Here is a 16,754-nt window from a genome sequence, read left to right as displayed (position 1 = left end):
TCTAAGCACCATCCTTTGCAGGGGCGGGTGAAGTAGCAGGTTTGGTGACACCCATGCGAATTTCTGAGCAAAACGAAGCCGTACTAAAGCCATCGGCTTGTTTTAAGAGACTGGTGCGTAAGCGTAAGTTAGGTCCAGCAAACCACAGGCGCTCTTCCAGTAACCGATGTTCATTTTCAGTGATGAGGGTGAGGGCATCGTCTTCACCGATAATGTAGCGTCCCGGAACAGGTGGCTGGTTAGTTCCATCTACCTGATGTAAAAGTTTGCCTTCGTTGTGAGTATTGGGGTTGGCGATCGCCACCAGGATCGTAGAACCCGATTGTTTGTCCTTCCCGTTGAGTTCACCATTCCAACGAATGCGGATACTACACAACACCTGAGTCGGCTCAACATTGTGTTGTTCGCAGAGTTTAGCTACTCCGGGGTCAACGGTAGGTAAGGTTTCGACCTGGAGGTCGGACTTGCCGCTCTCTGACTGGTGCGTTGACAGCAGGTGGCTGGTGCGATGGGAAAACCATTTACCACAACTGAGTTCAAAAAACTCCACAATATCCATCGTTTGAAGCGATCCTCTTGATCAATGCCTTATCAATTGTAAGTTGATAGGTTAGCGATCGCGTTCACCAATTCTTTTGGCTCTACTGGTTTTGAAATATGCAATTGAAATCCGGCAGCGACTGCTTGCTGCTGATTCAGCTCACCTGCATAGGCGGTGAGGGCAATAGCGGGTATGGTTTTTCCTGGACTCTCTGGCAGCGATCGTACCTGGCGCATAAAGGCATAGCCATCCATCACCGGCATCCCAATATCGCTCAACAACACGTCTGGTGGTGTCTGGGAGAGGATAGTCAACGCTTCATCTGCCGAACTAGCGGATTTCACCACTGCTCCAGCCTGCTCCAGTACAAAAGCAACCAAATCGCGGGAATCCGTTTCGTCATCCACGACTAAAATGCTCAGTCCAGCCAGGGGCAGGGAATGGGTGAGCAAGGATGAGGTTTCCCGATCGGCATCCTGCCTCTGCTCATTGGCTACCAAAAGGGGCAGTTTGACGATGAATCGAGCGCCCTGTCCCTCTCCGGGGCTTTCGACTTTGACCGTTCCCCCATGTAACTCCACGACTTGACGAACGATTGACAGTCCCAACCCCAGTCCACCAAATTTCCGCGTGATGCTGCCATCCGCTTGCCGAAAGGAGTCAAATACGTAGGGGAGAAAATCGGGGTTGATGCCCTCTCCGGTATCGCTTACTGTCATTTGGGCATAGCTGCTAATTTGGGCATAGCTAATTTGGGCATGAGAGGGAAGCGCTGCCAGGAAAGCAGGGGTTTCAGCAACGGCTTTACTCCGCCCTACCAGATCTCCGTGTCCCACTTCTAACCTGACTTCTACCCGTCCGCCCACAGGCGTAAACTTGACGGCATTGGAAAGTAAATTCCACACCACTTGTTGTAAACGGTTGGCATCGCCAAGCACGGGAGGCAGCTCAGGTGCAAAGTGGGTTTCAACCCGGATTGACTTTGCCTCAGCCGCTAATCGCACCGTTTCAATCGCAGCTTGAATAGTAGGTTCCAGTTTTACAGGGGCAATGTTGAGCGTGAGTTTACCCTGTAAAATTCGAGACACATCGAGCAAATCCTCAACCAACTGTGCCTGTAATTTGGCATTGCGTTCAATCGTTTCGAGTGCCTGAACAGTCATCGCTGGCTCAATCAAACGTTGGTGGTGCTTTGATTCAGAACCATAGGCTTCCCTAAGTAACCTTGCCCAACCCAGGATAGGGTTGAGGGGAGAACGGAGTTCATGGGAGAGGACTGCCAAAAACTCATCTTTGACCCGATTTGCCCGCTCAGCTTCTGCTCTTGCTATCTGTTCTGCTTCGTAGAGTTGGGCACGGGCGATCGCCTGAGCGCACTGCTGAGTTAGTGCCAGAATGAAGTCGCGATCGTCCTGATGCAACTGTTTGAATTGTTTGAACGATAGAGATAGTCCGCCTACTGCCCTGCCTTCAGTCATCAAAGGCAGAGAAATCCATGCCTCAAACTCAAGGTTCTGGTAAGTCTCGCTTAAATGGGGATAACTGGCAATGCGATCCGCCAACGGGGCTGCCCAGATCGGTACTCCGGTTCGTATTGCGTCTGCTAAGGGTAAAGGGGCATGAATCGAAAATTGCTTAGGAGATTCATTAAAAGCAGATCCGTAACCCACAACCCTAACAATTTCTAGTTCTGTTTGATCTCGGTTGACCAGTGCCACCAATGCGGCATCAGCCTCTAAAGCGGCTAGGCTCTGCTCCACAATGACCTCCGCCACCTGAGGTGGGGTGAGGGACTCGGAGAGGGCAGCGGTGACTGCCTGAAGCCGCGTGGTGCGATCGGCTGCTCGTTCCGCTGCCTGTCTTGCTATACGTTCGCAGGCTAAAAGATGTTCTCGCTCTGCTTCAATTCGCTTTTTGTCGGTGATGTTGAGTACGGTGCCAATAAACCGGATGGCTTTTCCCTCGGCGTTGAAGAATGCCTTGCCTCTAGCCGCAACCCAGCGCTCCACGCCATCTTCCAGCCCAATGGTACGGTACTCAATGTCGTACTCGCCGCCTTTAGCACGATTTAGCGCCTGTTGTATGATCTGATGGGTGCGATCGCGATCTTCCGGGTGCAGTCCTGCCAGAAAGACGTTGTAATTTACCTCTGCCGCAGACGATAGCCCAAACATCGCCTTACAACACTCATCCCACTTGAGTACCCCGGTGATTGGGTTAAAGTCCCAGGTTCCCAGGTCGGCTGATTCCAGGGCAATCCGCAATCGATCCTCGCTCTGACGTAATGCAGCTTCTGTTTGCTGCCGTTCAGTGACATCCAGAAATGCTCCAATGACACCCCGCACTGCCCCAGCATCATCCCGCAGTGGCACAGCCTTGCCATAGATTGAACGCACGTCATCGGCGCTAAAAACAAATTCAAACTCTGCCTCCACTGCCTCTCCCGTACTACCTGCCCGCTGCATCGGCAACTGATCGACAGGGATGGGTTGCCCATTTTTTTGGATATTAAACGGGAAGGGATAGATCTGATTCGCTGGAGTCGCCGTGATGGGTGCATTCTGAGGTAACCGTGTCATTTCATAAGCCGCTCGATTAGCCGTCACGATCTGGCAGTGGGGGTCGTGGGCGATCCAGACAGCCGCTGGCACCGTTTCCATAAAGGTTTCCAGTTCTTCCGCCCGCGCTTTGGCGATCGCTTCACTCTGGCGCAGTGCAACTTCTGCTGCCTTGCGCTCTGTAATATCCGCATTAAAACCAACCATCCGTAGGGGATTGCCGTTGTCGTCGTAAAAAACCTCTGCCCTGGCATGAAGCCAGTGGATGCTGCCATCCCGCCAAACTGCCCGCCAGTCTGTAAAAAATGCCCCTGTTGTCAGGGCATTCAAGACATCGGCTTCCGCCTGGGCACGATCATCTGGATGTACCCATTTCACCCAATCTTCGTAGGTACCGCCAAATTCACCCGGTTCCAGCCCATACAAAGCTTCTAACTCTTTTGACCAGATATTGACATTCGTTTGAATGTTCCACTCAAAGCTGCCAATCTTAGCTGCGGTCTGGGCAACATCCAACCAGTCTTGTTTCTGGCGGAGTGCCTCCTCTGCCTGTTTGCGCTGGGCAATACTATCTTGCAATGCAGCTTCTGCTTGCTTCAGATCCCTAATCAGCCCAGGCACCGCCTTTGCGACAACCTGCAACTCCTCCTCTTTCTGACGCAGACTTTCCAGCCGCGTATCTGCCTGAACCGGCGGCTGTACCTGGCGCTTGAATTTTTCTAACTCCTGAACTCGCTGTTGCAGTGAGGTCAACTCAGCAAGCAGTTCCTCTTTGGTTTTGTCCACGATTTCCATGAATGAATCGGCTGGAGTCAATAAAAACCCGACCCAAAACAATTCGCTTTAAACAGCTAAGTTCTTTGACAAAAGCTGGCTGAAGGGGGCTGTAGCACCTCAAAAAAAACTGGGACAGCTCTTTAAAGGGAATAGGGTATCCGTCTAATTGTAGGATATCTAATTGATTATCCGGGGAGCGGAACAGAGCAGGAGATACCCATCTCCCTACCTTCCCATTTCCCCTTCTGATTTATGATGATTGAGCGATATGTGCTGTAAATGTTGAGGAGTATAGGTTATGGAAGCGTTGCCGGAAAGTCTCCAGCGGTTGCGGGGAAAGGTGGCGATCGTCACCGGGGCTTCACGGGGAATCGGTCGCGCGACTGCCCTGGCATTGGCAGCAGAAGGAGCCAATCTGGTGATTAACTACGCTAGTTCTCAGGCATCGGCTGAGAAGGTGGTGGCAGAGGTGCAGTCAATGGGAGGGGAAGCGATCGCCCTGTCTGCGGACGTTTCCAAAGCCGACCAGGTAGATGCTCTGATCAGCGGCACGATGGAGAAGTGGGGACGAATTGATGTCCTGGTCAATAATGCAGGCATTACCCGTGACACCCTGCTGCTACGGATGAAGCCGGAGGATTGGCAGGCAGTGATTGACCTGAATCTGACGGGGGTTTTTCTCTGTACCCGCGCTGTCAGCAAGATTATGCTGAAGCAACGAGCCGGACGGATTATAAATATTACATCGGTAGCTGGGCAGATAGGCAACCCCGGACAGGCAAATTACAGTGCTGCCAAAGCAGGTGTGATTGGCTTTACCAAAACCGTTGCTAAAGAGCTGGCAAGTCGCAGCATCACAGTCAATGCCGTTGCTCCCGGTTTTATTGCAACGGATATGACGGATAGCCTCAAAGCTGAGGAAATTTTGAAATTTATCCCACTAAGTCGCTACGGACAGCCGGAAGAGGTTGCAGGGATGATCCGCTTTCTTGTGGCTGATCCAGCGGCTGGCTACATTACCGGACAGACGTTTAATGTGGATGGCGGAATGGTCATGGCTTAATGGTTTCCAAGTTGGCAGGCAAAATTACACATAGGATGGATTGGGTGTAGATGTAAGGGATCAAACCTTTGCTGGAGCTGGGTTTCATACTTCAACCCAACCTACGCCATCTTTAAATGGCACCTTCCTATCTAATTACATACACAAAACTGCTATTGCAAAACAATAGGGTGGGCATTGCCCACCCTACCTTATCTAACCGAATCTCTAGCAGATTCCTAGCGATCGCGGGTTGGAGAAACTCGCCCTTTAGATTCGGCTGGTTTTACCCGCTTGATCGGCTTGGGCTTGGGTGCGTCCATAGGAGGTGCATCCTCGGAATGGTCATGGTTAGAGCGCATCCAGGCAGGACGGGTCTGGTCATATGCCATTTGCAGAGCCGCTGCCGCGATCGCGTGAGGCTCATACTCCTCTGCCAACTGAGCCACAATTGGCAGGAAGGATGCCATCCGTTCGCCGGTCAGCGCTTCCCGCACCTGTGTTTGAAGCTTCTCTAGCTGACGGGCTTCGATTTGAGCGCGAGTTGGAATTGAGGCAATCTCTAACCGTTGCCGGACGTGATACTCAATATCCCGCAGTTTTCGCCGATCCAGCGAATGAACGATTGAGATCGCCGTTCCTTCTTTACCAGCACGACCTGTCCGCCCAATCCGGTGAACATAGTTTTCTACACTATCGGGTAGGTCATAGTTAATCACATGGGTCAGGTCATCGACGTGAATCCCACGCGCTGCAATATCCGTCGCAACTACCCAACGCACCTGACGTTGACGGAAACGAAGTAACAACCGCTCCCGTTGGGTCTGGCTCAGATCCCCGTGGTACTCATCCACACTATGTCCGGCAGCTTGAAGCTGGCTCGTTAACTCCGCCGCTGCCTTACGGGTACGGACGAAGATCAACGCAGACTCAGGATCTTCCAATTCCAGGATGGGTAGCAGGGCGCGGGATTTCGTCCAACCGCGAGGCACCATATAGGCAACCTGATTGATCCGGGTAGGAGCTGCTTTTGGCTGTTCAATGGTGATGGTAATGGGCGATCGCAAAAACTTGGTTACTAGCTTGCGAATGGACGGATCCATCGTGGCTGAGAAGAAAGCAGTTTGACGCTCAATCGGCACCTGATTCAGGATCTTCTCCACATCCTGAATAAAACCCATATTGAGCATTTCATCAGCTTCGTCCAGCACCAACCAGTTGAGATTGTTCAACTTCAGGTCACCGCGACCGAGTAGGTCTAGGACTCGACCAGGTGTGCCGACAACAATCTGGGCACCGCGCTGGAGGCGGGATACCTGGGTTTCAATTGCCTGTCCTCCATAAATCGTGACGACTCGCAGCCGTCGGTCATCGACAAAGGTGCGAATCGCCTGACAGACCTGAAGCGCCAGTTCACGGGTAGGGGTCAAAATAAGAGCCTGGACAACCGGCGTTTTGGCATCAATCCGCTCCAGGATTGGTAAAGAGAATGCGGCTGTTTTGCCAGTGCCTGTCTGTGCCTGACCCACCACATCCCGTCCAGAAAGTAAGTGAGGGATTGCCTGCGACTGGATCTCAGTCGGGTTGGTGAAGCCAATGGACTCCAGATGACGAGCACAATGTTCGGAAAGTCCGAGGCTATGAAACGAAAGGGTCATTGAATCTCCTGTTTTAGGTCGATTTGTACAAAAAAAGCCAGGGGCTTTTGAAAAGCTTGGGCAGCAATCGTCGAAAAGCAATTGCTTAAACCATTACGGAACACTAAGTAGCTGGGTGTGGAGCAAATCGGAAGCCGAGGCGACACGACCATACAGGTCGTACACATCAGCGTGATCAATCGCCACCGGAACCATCGATCCCAGACGGGCATCCCCCTGAACATAGACCAGTCCATCTACATCGGGTGAGAAGCGGGCAGAACGACCAACCAGTTCTCCCGTTTCCGGGTTTTCTTGCTCAATCAAAACGTTCACAACTTTGCCAATCTCTGCCTGATTTTTCTTGAGGGAGATGGGTTGTTGTATCGTCATCAGGGCATCACGCCGCTCATCCATAAGGGATTGGGGCAGTTGAGCAGGCAGGTCGTAAGCAGGAGTTCCTTCCTCCGGCGAAAAGGTGAAAACGCCTACGTGGTCAAATTTATGACGCTCAACAAATTGCAGCAGGTGTTCAAAGTGTTCATCAGTTTCACCGGGAAAGCCCACGATGAAGGTTGTCCGCATCACTGCATTGGGAATGGATGCCTTAATCCGTTCAATGATGCCATCATTGACACGCCCTTGCCAGGGACGGTTCATTGCCCGCAACACTTCTGGGTGAGAGTGCTGCAAAGGCAAATCGAGATAGGGAACCACATTGGGCGTTTCCCGGATTGCCTCGATCACCTTGGGGGTCAGCCCCGTGGGATAGGCATAGTGCATCCGAATCCAGGAAACAGGAACGCTTCCCAGAGCCAGCAGCAGTTCAGCTAACTTTGGTTCTCCATAGAGATCTAAACCATAGTTGGTGGTGATCTGGGAAATCAAAATGATCTCTTGGACTCCCTCAGATGCTAACCGCTCTGCCTCTGCCACAATGGACTCAATCGATCGCGATCGCTGATTTCCTCGCAGGTGAGGAATAATGCAAAACGCGCACCGATAGTCACAACCCTCTGCAATTCGCAGATAGGCAACCCCTTCTGTCGTGGTTCGATAGCGGGGGGTCGTCTCATCGGCAATGTAGGTCGGCTCCTGGGAAACTTCTTTCACCCGTTCGCCCGCCTCTGCCCGCTGAATTACATCCACAATCTTGTGATAATCACCAGTACCCACCAACGCCACAGCCTCCGGAAGCTCCTCTAAAAGTTGCTCCTGAAAGTGCTGCGCCATGCAGCCAGTAATCACAATTTTTTTGCTTGCTTCTGCAAGTTCAACCAGCGTGCGAACCGATTCTTCACGAGCCGCTTGAATAAAGCTGCACGTATTAACAATCACATAATCGGCAAACTCTTCGTCAGAATCAACCGGGAAGCCTGCTTGAACCAAAAGACCAAGCATGTGCTCAGTATCAACCCGGTTCTTTTCGCAGCCTAAATGCGTAACAGCAATCGTCGGCTTATTGCCCATGAAGTTCAGTCTACAGTAAGAAAAAAGTAACCAATCGTTAAGCTGTAGCGATCGCTCATGCGATGGATTGACTCCTCGCTGTAAACCCTCATAGCTGAATGCTCAGTGGCTACCGCTGATTGCAATCGCTCAAACAACATTTCTAACCCATAGTAGCGTAAAAATTGAAATATTACGATATTTTACAAAAGCGATTTCCCCTGAGTGGATTCAGGCTTACGCATAATCTGTCGTCAAAAATTGTAACTAGTAATACATTGCCTTATAAAACTCGTTAACCTGGGATCAGTAAGGGGCTTGAAGAATTTAAGATCGGCGTGTCCGATCAGACCGAGTATCTACGCAAGCCTCTTCAGGTTTCTTGAACAAATGAATATAGAGCTAGATGCCGTTAAAGCCTATCCGAAAACTTTGTGAGTTTACGATTGAGCTTTGGTGAAAGGCATTTCAGATTGACTTTGAGTGTGAACCGCAATTCCTGTTGAGGCAGTCAGTTGGGTTTTGCAGAAGACACGCATTGGGAGAATTTAAATGAATTTTAATAACACGCTTGTAGATCTGGATGAACAAGTCACACTTGTGTTCGGGGATGTCACTTTGAGTTTGAGTGAATTACGCTATGCGATCGACCTCGCCACGTTAGGTTCGCTCTCCCATGCCCTGATGGCATCTTTGAAAACCCAGGACATTTCGATTCAGGTTGGAGCTTATAACCAGCAGGGTCAGTGGTGCCCTTTGAGCAATAGTGCCTGGTTTCAGAATGGCGTTGCCTGTGAAGTGTTGCAACCCGGTGCCGCTGAGCCACAAAGGGGCAACCTAAAATTACAAATTTCCCTGGAGTTTCATCCAGAGGCGATCGGGCAACCAGCAGCACTGGGAAACTCTTCCAGCACTGCATATCTGACTTCCCCATCAACAAGCCATCAGGACTTTAGGGAAGAGCCAACCGCAAGGCTGATGGAGTTTCAAACGAATTTCGACGAAGCGAACCAAACCAAATCAGGAAAAACTTCCATCTTTGATCCAAGTTGTGCTAATTTAGGAAATGGCGCTCAAGTAGAAGCTAAACAGGGGTCGCTAGCTCAGCGGTAGAGCATTCGGCTTTTAACCGACTGGTCTCGGGTTCGAATCCCGGGCGACCCATCAATGTAGACGAAGGTAGAGAAACCTAACATTTCTTTTGCCAAATATGGTTTTATCCCCCTAAGTTTCTCTGTAGAGAGCCTCAGGGGGATTTTTCACGATCTGTATCATTATCTAAGCCAGTTAATTTTTTGAAGCAGATGTAATGCAGATTGCCTAAATATAAGGACTGTCAAAACCGGCGATCGCCTTACCGAATGGGCTGTGTCTCTGCCCTACAGCGGATGCGCGGTTCGGCTCCTGAATCGGTTGTCACCAGATCGGGTAATCGAGGTGGGAGGCGGGTCGGCTCTTTGGTTTGGCAAATTGCTGCCATCAGTGTAAATGGTCCCGACTGTTCCGTTGCCGTAAAGACAATTCCCACAAAGCTCTTTAAACCAAGTCGCTTTGCTACACCTCGAACACCTACCCATTGCATGGCTTCGTCAGCCACAATTTCATAGCGGTAGTTTTCAGTTTCCGGTTGAAATTCGGTTCCCAATTGGTCAACGGAGATCGCGTACTTCCCATTTGCCAAAAAGTAGGCAAACTCTGCCTGAATTAGTGAATTGACATAAAGCTTGCCTTCAGATTCCCGATTGCGACCTGCCATTTGTTGGGCAACTGCTTTCACATCTGGCTGTAGGGAGGGGTCGTTAGAAATCTTGCGCAGCGGCGGATCGTTCGATGTGAAGTCAGAAGGTCTTGGAGTGGTTGGGTCCGTGCCAGAAATTTGCAGCCGCAGTAATCCCTCGTCTGTGAAACCGAAAATAGTTCTAACCAGTTCGTCTGGGCGGTTTGGCAGGATGAGGTTCAGATGCATGGGTTGAGGCTTTGGATCAATCTGATACTCCATTTGCACAACCGCACTCTCACCGGAAGCACCCGACATTAAAACAAACAACTTACCGTTTGGAGCAAACGCAAAGGTGGCAGTGTCCACTTCAGCAACCGGAGGTCTGACCGTTTCCCATTTTCCAATCAGCTTTTGGGCGATGGGATCAGTTTTACTTTCATCCGCAGCCTTAATATCCTGAGCAATGACGGGAAAAGCATGAAGTACAGGGATACTCCAGAGGTTTACACCTCCCGCCAAAAAAGCTGCTATGCCAACCGTGATACCTGCCTTCCAGCGGCACCAATTCCAAGCAGTAAAATTCATGTAGAGAATGACCCGATTCGTCAGCTTATCCTAACAACCGACGTAGACAGAACATCCAGCACTGTAACAAATTTGAAGCGCCATGTCTGCCGATCGCCCCTCCCATAAATTTCTCGTTCGCAATCTATTTGCCCGATCCCTCGACAACGAGGCGATCGCAGCCTGGATTTTCCTCACGCCTGCCCTGATTTTGCTCGGTATTTTCGTCCTTTACCCCATTGCTTACCTGCTCTACCTCAGCTTTACAACAGGCAGCTTCACCCGATCGGGCATCCACTGGTCAGGGTTGCGCAATTACTGGCGATTAATCCTTAGCCCTGACTTCTGGCAAGTCATCGGCAATACAACCTATTTCACCGTTGCCACTGTGATTCCCAGTCTGCTTCTTCCCCTGGGGCTGGCTGTGCTGCTAGACCGAACCCTTGCCCTGCGGGGACTGTTGCGAACAGCCTACTTCATCCCTTCCATTACGTCTCTGGTTGCTGTGGGACTAGGGTTTCGTTGGCTATTTCAGACTGATGGACCCATCAATCAAGGACTCAGTATTTTGGGCATTGTGCCCATTTCGTGGTTGAGCAGCACAACCTGGGCAATGCCGGTCTTAATTCTGTTGAGCACCTGGAAGCAGCTAGGTTTCAATATGGTTGTTTTCTTAGCAGGACTACAAACGATTCCGATCACCCGTTACGAAGCTGCCGAACTGGATGGAGCTGGTCCCTGGCAGAAGTTTTGGCACATTACCCTCCCCGGACTGCGCCCTACATTGGTATTTGTCGCTGTCACCACTGCCATTTTTACCCTCCGCAGCTTTGAACAGGTGTACGTGATTACTGGCGGCGGACCGTTAAACTCTACAAACCTGCTGGTCTACTACATTTATGACCAGGCATTTGCTCAGTTTGACTTTGGTTATGCCGCCGCTGCCGCCACCCTGCTTCTGGGGGTAACATTGGTGCTGGTTTACTTTCAATTGAAAGATTGGGGAGAGGGGAGGGGTGATGTACAGTGACGAATTAAATGTCATCGGTGACAAATTCTTGTCATCCAGGTCAGATTAATGTCGTTGAGACAAATTAATGTCGTTAAAGCACTGGTGACAAATTGCTGTCGCTGGAGGGGTGGTAACAAATTAGAATCGCCAATTCAAATCTAAAGTCTGGGTCTGAAATTTCAGCAGGATGAACTGCCGTTTACAAAGTGCCCATATTTGCTTGCCGAAGCTTAACCTACGAAAGCTCAAAATGTCAGGTGGCTTTCAGAAGCAGAAAAGCCCCTGTAATTAATCTCGTATGCGCCTAGCAAGGAAAAGCGATCGCCTCTGTCCTTAAAATGGGCAGGCTGTTATCCCGATTTAGGTAGAAAAACTGGGCAAAGGGCTTGAAAAAAGGCTTCAATTGATTGGTAGCCCAGTTAAATTGTTTAGCCGTCAGTAGGTTCTGCTGAGATGCTTCAGGTGCCTTTTGTTTTTAGTTCTAACGGCGACGGGTTTCTGTTTCATAGCAAAATTGCCACGGATGGCATTATCGAGCGTGAACTTGGGTTAGACGAGTTTCCATCGGCTGATACGCTTTGGCAATGGTGGTCTGCCCATCGGGGCTGTCTGAGCAGCAGGAAAATCTGGTCACGCAGGATTATTACAGCGATGGCAGTAATAAGACATCACGCTATTACCAATTGTTAGCGATCAATAAAACGATTGACGGCATACTAATCACTGAATCGCTCAAGGACTTAAGGGCACCTCGAATAAAAGATTCTTTTAACAAGATTTCGACCATTAGAAGTCTGCTGAGCATTGAGGTGAAATCTCGTGTTAGGCTTCAACCTCCAATGCCCTTCTTTTAGCTCCCAATTGTCCTCATGCACTTCTTGCAGATGTGATTTTCTTTACCTTTCTGTTTCCCGTTTTTACTGATATCAGTCGAGCCACATTCTGGACACTGCATCGTTTCTTCCCTAATTTCATAGCTCTATTATGCAACGCCCAACCGTTCTCATTACTACATCTTCAAGCAAGACTTGCAAGCATTGGTCAACGAGTTAGGCATTGAAATTCGCATTGCTCACTATCCGCCCTACACTTCCAAGTACAATCCAATTGAACACCGCTTGTTTCCTCACGTCTCAAGAATGTGTCAAGGAGTCATTTTTGATAGTGTCCAGACGGTAAAAGAATTGATGGAGAAGACAACAACTCGCACAGGTCTTAAGGTATTCACGACGATTCTCGATAAAACGTATCAAAGGGTCGGAAATTTGCCCAAGACTTCAAAGCCAACATGAAAATTGTTTTCGACGAGCTTCTACCGCAATGGAATTACACAGCTAAACCAGAATTGCAGGTTATTTAATCTACGATCCTTACCATAGCTTGACTTTACAATAACTAACATCCATTGACAGGTCTTCACTGTTTGACAATCCCCCCAGGTGAGATTGCACTTAATACCAAACCACCTGCGATCGCTCGTGGATCACCCGCCCATAGACGGCATCCGTTTGCTGTGCCAGTTTGTCCCAGCGGAAGCGGCGATCGAGATCTTCATAGGCATTGTTGACCAGCCACTGGGAAAAACTGGGATTCCTCAACACCTCCAGGATGCCCCAGGCGAGAGAATCGGGGTCATTGGTCCAGGTGACAATGCCACTTTTGCCGTGGCGGACGACCTCTGGAAACCCACCCGTATCGGAAACCACGACGGGCACACGAGCCGCAAAACTTTCCAGGGCGACTATGCCAAAAGGTTCATAGAGGCTGGGAAACACTGCACAGTCAGCAATAGTTTGAAACCTGTCCAGATCGGTTTCTGACATAAAGCCCGTAAAGTAACACTTCTGCCAAATGCCCAGATCCCATGCCTGCCGTTTGAGCTGATTGGCGTTCCCCCCCCCAATCAGAATAAATTTGACATGGTTTCCCATTTCCCTGATTACTTTGGGAATAGCACTCAGCAAAACCGAAATTCCTTTTTCATGGGTCATGCGTCCCACGTAGTAAACAATTTTTTCATCATCATGGGCAAACTGGCGACGGAAATTTGAGTAATCAAAATTGGGGTCGCGCTGCTTCTTCTCAGCCCGAATGCCGTTATAGACGACATCGATCTTATCCCACGGGGCTTGCAGTGCCCGTTCAACTTCCAGACGCATATAGTTGGTACACACGATGATGCGCCATGCGTTGTATGCCAACAGGATTTCCTTGCCATGAATGTAGTGCTGTTGGTCAGTGTAAATCCCATTATGGCGTCCGTATTCAGTCGCATGAATGGTTGCAACGAGAGGCGTTTTGAAGGTGTGTTTGAGGGCGATCGCCGCATCCCCCACCAGCCAATCATGGGCATGAATAATGTCAAACGGACCTTCTTCTGTTAAAAGCTTGCCCCCATGCCGCCCCATGCTCTCATTCATGTTGGCAACCCAGTGAAAGAAATCATGACTGGGAGCAACTGCTACCCGATGCACCTGGATGCCATCTACCACTTCGTAGCGGGGAGCCTGACCAAACTCGACCGTAATTAAATGGATTTCGTGCCCACGCTCAACCAGTTCTGGGTAGAGTTCTGCCACATGCCGAGCAATCCCGCCCACAATGCGAGGAGGAAACTCCCATGCCATTACCAGAATTTTCATCGGCGCTTATCTCGACACTTAACCTATTTTTACTCTATAAAGCTCCTCCCCATAGGGTATATGGAATTGTCTTAGCGTGTATTGTTTTCAGGGGGGTCTCCCAATCGGGATTGGCGATCGCGTAAGTTAGTAATTAGGAGGTTTAGCACGATGGGTTGGCTGCACGGTTGGAGTTGGAGATTAAAACAATGAATTCGGTCATAACTCCAGTCCTGTTTCCACCGCTGCTGATGGCAACGGATGGCTCTTCCAGTGCTCGCCTTGCCCAGAAATGGCTTTATTTGATTGCTCAAACCCTACACCCCTTAGGTCTAGAAGGAAATGGGCAACCACTGGTTACTGCCGTGACCATACAACCGCGCCGTTCCAGCCGTTCCAACCGATTACTGAGACGAATCCGGCGGGTACCAGAGGCATTGCCAGAAAACCAGGATCGTCCACACCCTAACGATGCCCCATCGGAAAATCTGCTGTCAGAAACTCACCTGGCTGAACTACTCCATGCAGACTTTCCAACCGATTTTCCGATCTCGATTCAAGTCCGCCGAGGTCGCCCTGCCACTGAAATTTTGAACTGTGCCAGCACTCTGGGGGCAGGACTGATTGCCATCGGATCGCGGGGTACCGGGGGAGTGCGGGAATTACTGCTAGGCAGCATCTCTACGGTGGTTGCTCGCTACTCTTCCTGTAGCGTTTTGGTTGCCAGGGGCCCCCTTGAACCCGCAGAACCCAGCCTGAACCATGTGCTGGTGGTTGTCAGTGCTTCCCTGGCAACCCAGGGGGCGATCGCCGCTACCCGTCAGTTAATTCCCGCTGGAATTCAACGGATTACGATCCTCTACATTCAGCCTTTCCTGAACGCCGGTTATCTGTTTGGTCCCTTTGTTGCCCCCACCCCAAGCTGGCAACTTAACCAATCGCTGCAAAAGGTGCAAAAAGAACAGGGTGAGCATATTCTAAACCTTGCCAAAGCAGCCCTGGAAGCCCCCAATCTCGAAATCCAAACCCTCCTACAAACCAGCGAACCAGGTCCTTTAATTTGCCAGGTTGCCCAACAGCAAGACGTGGATCTGGTGATTTTGGGGAGTGATCCAAAGCGGCGATCGCTGCTGCCGTCCCTGCCAACGCGACGTAAAGCGAAAACTCCAAATTCCACACCGGATGATCTGCGTCCAGTTTTACGCAATGCCCGCCTCAGCACCACTGAAGACTATGCCATCCACCATGCCCCCTGCCCAGTCCTGCTTTGCCGTCCAACTCAGCCCATGACAGGATCCAACGTAACAGAGTAGGCTAGAAGAGTGAGGGGATCAATTCAGTTTTTCACCCGGTGTTGACCAGGTATTTGAACCAAATTGCCCCTGGCTCATTCATACTCAGTTTTGGAAACTGGTGACATGCAGGCATTTCCTGAAAAGTCCGCTGATGCCGAAATGCCTTTACAACTTCTCCTGTTCGTCGATAAACGCCCCAGTTCGCGGGAGCAAATTCGCCATGTGCGCGAAACGCTCAAAGATCTGAGGGCAGAATACCCCTTTGAGCTTCAGGTAGTAGATGTTGGAGAGCAACCCTACCTGGCGGAGCATTTCAAACTGATCGCCACACCGACCCTGATCAAAATCCATCCAGAACCTCGACAAACTCTGGCAGGCAGCAACTTAATTGAGCAGTTGCAGCACTGGTGGACTTACTGGCAACGTTCCGTAGAAGACTATCTGGAAGATCTGGGTTATTCACTAGAGCCGTTAGAACCGCTAGCAGAAGACAACACGACTTCCACTTCAGAGCAACTGCCATTGGTTGCCCAACCTGATCTTGACCAGCCTGATACTGCCCAGCCTGATCCTTCTATACCTTTCAAAACTGCCACTTCAGAGGAAGAGCATGCCACAAGCCAGACTGAAACCCCATTGGGAGCTTCTGGAACTTCCACAATTCACAAAATGATCAGTTCAATCGCCCGATCGGCTGAACTAATTGAGCTTTCGGACGAAGTTTTTCGGCTTAAGCGGGAAAAAGAAGAACTGGAACACCAGCTTCAATTTAAAGATCAGATTTTAGGAATGCTGGCTCATGATTTACGAAACCCTCTTACTGCAACCTCGATCGCCCTGGAAACCTTAGAAATGGGGCATGACCCTGAAGAAGGTTGGTCATCTCGAATGACTCCTGCCTTAACGGCACAACTCTTAAAACATGCCCGGACTCAAGCCCGGGCGATCGATCGGATGATTACCGATATTCTCCAGGCAGCTCGAGGTGCCAGTTCTGAACTGCGGATTCAGCCCCAAAAACTGGATATTGGCAATCTTTGCCTGGAAGTCATCCAAGACTTACGAGACCGATTCAATGCAAAGTCTCAGCGAGTTGAACAAGATATCCCGTCCGACCTCCCCGATGTCCTTGCCGATGGGGAGCGGGTGCGGCAGGTGATTGTCAATTTGCTGGACAATGCGATTAAATATACTCCTGTCCAGGGAACGATTTCGGTATCGATTCTGCATCGCACAACTCAGAAAGTACAGATCAGTGTGTGTGATACCGGCCCTGGCATTCCAGAAGAAAACCGGGAACGAATTTTTGAAGACCACTATCGGCTGGAACGGGATGAAAAGAAGGAAGGCTACGGGATCGGGCTTTCCCTATGTCAACGAATTATCCGGGCACATTACGGTCAGATCTGGGTCGAATCCACTCCAAATCAGGGCAGTTGTTTCCACTTTACATTGCCCGTTTTCAGAGGTTGGGGTCTATAGCAATTCCCGTTTACAGCCGTTTTTGCTGGCATCAGCCCCAACCCCTCATCCCCTCA

At 50.2% G+C, this 16,754-nt stretch carries 13 protein-coding genes, 1 tRNA gene and 1 pseudogene; 8 read left to right on the top strand and 7 right to left on the bottom strand.

Features of this window, described 5'->3' with window-relative positions; all coding sequences use genetic code 11:
* Window position 1: 1 nt before the first annotated feature.
* Window positions 2-559 carry a phycobiliprotein lyase gene (locus AC1S52_RS15670; protein ID WP_482029959.1) on the bottom strand — a complete coding sequence of 186 codons (558 nt, stop codon included), beginning with the start codon at window positions 557-559 and terminating at the stop codon, window positions 2-4.
* Between the two features lie 32 nt (window positions 560-591).
* A complete protein-coding gene (locus AC1S52_RS15665; RefSeq protein WP_482029958.1) occupies window positions 592-3,894 on the bottom strand; it encodes a PAS domain-containing hybrid sensor histidine kinase/response regulator in 3,303 nt (1,100 codons plus the stop codon).
* Between the two features lie 280 nt (window positions 3,895-4,174).
* On the opposite strand from AC1S52_RS15665, the gene fabG reads away from it, so the two are divergent.
* Window positions 4,175-4,939, top strand: a complete 765-nt coding sequence (fabG, locus tag AC1S52_RS15660) for a 3-oxoacyl-[acyl-carrier-protein] reductase (RefSeq protein WP_482029957.1) — start codon at window positions 4,175-4,177, stop codon at window positions 4,937-4,939.
* Between the two features lie 218 nt (window positions 4,940-5,157).
* On the opposite strand, the gene AC1S52_RS15655 is transcribed toward fabG, so the two are convergent.
* Together AC1S52_RS15655 and rimO are read right to left on the bottom strand one after the other, a co-directional pair.
* Window positions 5,158-6,576 (bottom strand): DEAD/DEAH box helicase, encoded by a 1,419-nt coding sequence (locus tag AC1S52_RS15655; RefSeq protein ID WP_482029956.1) that lies wholly within the window; start codon window positions 6,574-6,576, stop codon window positions 5,158-5,160.
* A gap of 93 nt (window positions 6,577-6,669) precedes the next feature.
* Window positions 6,670-8,025 carry a 30S ribosomal protein S12 methylthiotransferase RimO gene (gene rimO, locus AC1S52_RS15650; RefSeq protein ID WP_482029955.1) on the bottom strand — a complete coding sequence of 452 codons (1,356 nt, stop codon included), beginning with the start codon at window positions 8,023-8,025 and terminating at the stop codon, window positions 6,670-6,672.
* 531 nt (window positions 8,026-8,556) lie between these two features.
* Here rimO and AC1S52_RS15645 point away from each other — a divergent pair.
* Window positions 8,557-9,117, top strand: coding sequence for a KGK domain-containing protein (locus tag AC1S52_RS15645; protein WP_482029954.1), 561 nt, complete (start codon window positions 8,557-8,559; stop codon window positions 9,115-9,117).
* Window positions 9,097-9,168 (top strand) — tRNA-Lys (locus tag AC1S52_RS15640). The genes AC1S52_RS15645 and AC1S52_RS15640 overlap by 21 nt, the downstream gene beginning before the upstream one ends.
* A 190-nt stretch (window positions 9,169-9,358) precedes the next feature.
* On the opposite strand, the gene AC1S52_RS15635 is transcribed toward AC1S52_RS15640, so the two are convergent.
* Entirely contained in the window at window positions 9,359-10,309 is a 951-nt protein-coding gene (locus AC1S52_RS15635) for a type IV pilin-like G/H family protein (RefSeq protein WP_482029953.1), read from the bottom strand.
* Between the two features lie 82 nt (window positions 10,310-10,391).
* On the opposite strand from AC1S52_RS15635, the gene AC1S52_RS15630 reads away from it, so the two are divergent.
* Both AC1S52_RS15630 and AC1S52_RS15625 read left to right on the top strand, forming a co-directional pair.
* Window positions 10,392-11,318 (top strand): carbohydrate ABC transporter permease, encoded by a 927-nt coding sequence (locus AC1S52_RS15630; protein WP_482029952.1) that lies wholly within the window; start codon window positions 10,392-10,394, stop codon window positions 11,316-11,318.
* 435 nt (window positions 11,319-11,753) lie between these two features.
* Window positions 11,754-11,990: a hypothetical protein gene (locus tag AC1S52_RS15625; RefSeq protein ID WP_482029951.1), complete on the top strand. Its 237-nt coding sequence runs from the start codon at window positions 11,754-11,756 to the stop codon at window positions 11,988-11,990.
* 160 nt (window positions 11,991-12,150) lie between these two features.
* Here the strand turns inward: AC1S52_RS15625 and AC1S52_RS15620 are convergent, their stop codons facing one another.
* Entirely contained in the window at window positions 12,151-12,255 is a 105-nt protein-coding gene (locus AC1S52_RS15620; protein ID WP_482029950.1) for an IS1/IS1595 family N-terminal zinc-binding domain-containing protein, read from the bottom strand.
* Between the two features lie 52 nt (window positions 12,256-12,307).
* Between AC1S52_RS15620 and AC1S52_RS15615 the strand changes: the two are divergent.
* Window positions 12,308-12,592: pseudogene (locus AC1S52_RS15615) on the top strand (ISAzo13-like element transposase-related protein); the annotation flags it as partial.
* Between the two features lie 159 nt (window positions 12,593-12,751).
* Here AC1S52_RS15615 and AC1S52_RS15610 read toward each other — a convergent pair.
* Window positions 12,752-13,942 carry a glycosyltransferase family 4 protein gene (locus tag AC1S52_RS15610; protein ID WP_482029949.1) on the bottom strand — a complete coding sequence of 397 codons (1,191 nt, stop codon included), beginning with the start codon at window positions 13,940-13,942 and terminating at the stop codon, window positions 12,752-12,754.
* Between the two features lie 188 nt (window positions 13,943-14,130).
* Here AC1S52_RS15610 and AC1S52_RS15605 point away from each other — a divergent pair, with 188 nt between their 5' ends.
* Together AC1S52_RS15605 and AC1S52_RS15600 are read left to right on the top strand one after the other, a co-directional pair.
* The gene (locus tag AC1S52_RS15605) at window positions 14,131-15,234 is read left to right on the top strand and encodes a universal stress protein (protein ID WP_482029948.1); all 1,104 of its coding nucleotides are present in this window, start codon (window positions 14,131-14,133) and stop codon (window positions 15,232-15,234) included.
* Between the two features lie 105 nt (window positions 15,235-15,339).
* Complete coding sequence (locus AC1S52_RS15600) at window positions 15,340-16,698, top strand: histidine kinase (protein ID WP_482029947.1); 1,359 nt, start codon at window positions 15,340-15,342, stop codon at window positions 16,696-16,698.
* Window positions 16,699-16,754: the final 56 nt, after the last annotated feature.

It is taken from the genome of Kovacikia sp. CALU 1929 (assembly GCF_056784235.1).
This window is presented reverse-complemented; position numbering and strand designations above follow the sequence as displayed.

Bases quoted from the DNA above. Each gene is read 5' to 3' on its own strand.
- AC1S52_RS15655 (WP_482029956.1), bottom strand. From the start codon at position 6,576: ATGACCCTTTCGTTTCATAGCCTCGGACTTTCCGAACATTGTGCTCGT.
- AC1S52_RS15605 (WP_482029948.1), top strand. From the start codon at position 14,131: ATGAATTCGGTCATAACTCCAGTCCTGTTTCCACCGCTGCTGATGGCA.
- fabG (WP_482029957.1), top strand. From the start codon at position 4,175: ATGGAAGCGTTGCCGGAAAGTCTCCAGCGGTTGCGGGGAAAGGTGGCG.
- AC1S52_RS15665 (WP_482029958.1), bottom strand. From the start codon at position 3,894: ATGGAAATCGTGGACAAAACCAAAGAGGAACTGCTTGCTGAGTTGACC.
- AC1S52_RS15670 (WP_482029959.1), bottom strand. From the start codon at position 559: ATGGATATTGTGGAGTTTTTTGAACTCAGTTGTGGTAAATGGTTTTCC.
- AC1S52_RS15645 (WP_482029954.1), top strand. From the start codon at position 8,557: ATGAATTTTAATAACACGCTTGTAGATCTGGATGAACAAGTCACACTT.
- rimO (WP_482029955.1), bottom strand. From the start codon at position 8,025: ATGGGCAATAAGCCGACGATTGCTGTTACGCATTTAGGCTGCGAAAAG.
- AC1S52_RS15610 (WP_482029949.1), bottom strand. From the start codon at position 13,942: ATGAAAATTCTGGTAATGGCATGGGAGTTTCCTCCTCGCATTGTGGGC.
- AC1S52_RS15620 (WP_482029950.1), bottom strand. From the start codon at position 12,255: ATGCAGTGTCCAGAATGTGGCTCGACTGATATCAGTAAAAACGGGAAA.
- AC1S52_RS15630 (WP_482029952.1), top strand. From the start codon at position 10,392: ATGTCTGCCGATCGCCCCTCCCATAAATTTCTCGTTCGCAATCTATTT.
- AC1S52_RS15600 (WP_482029947.1), top strand. From the start codon at position 15,340: ATGCAGGCATTTCCTGAAAAGTCCGCTGATGCCGAAATGCCTTTACAA.
- AC1S52_RS15625 (WP_482029951.1), top strand. From the start codon at position 11,754: ATGCTTCAGGTGCCTTTTGTTTTTAGTTCTAACGGCGACGGGTTTCTG.
- AC1S52_RS15635 (WP_482029953.1), bottom strand. From the start codon at position 10,309: ATGAATTTTACTGCTTGGAATTGGTGCCGCTGGAAGGCAGGTATCACG.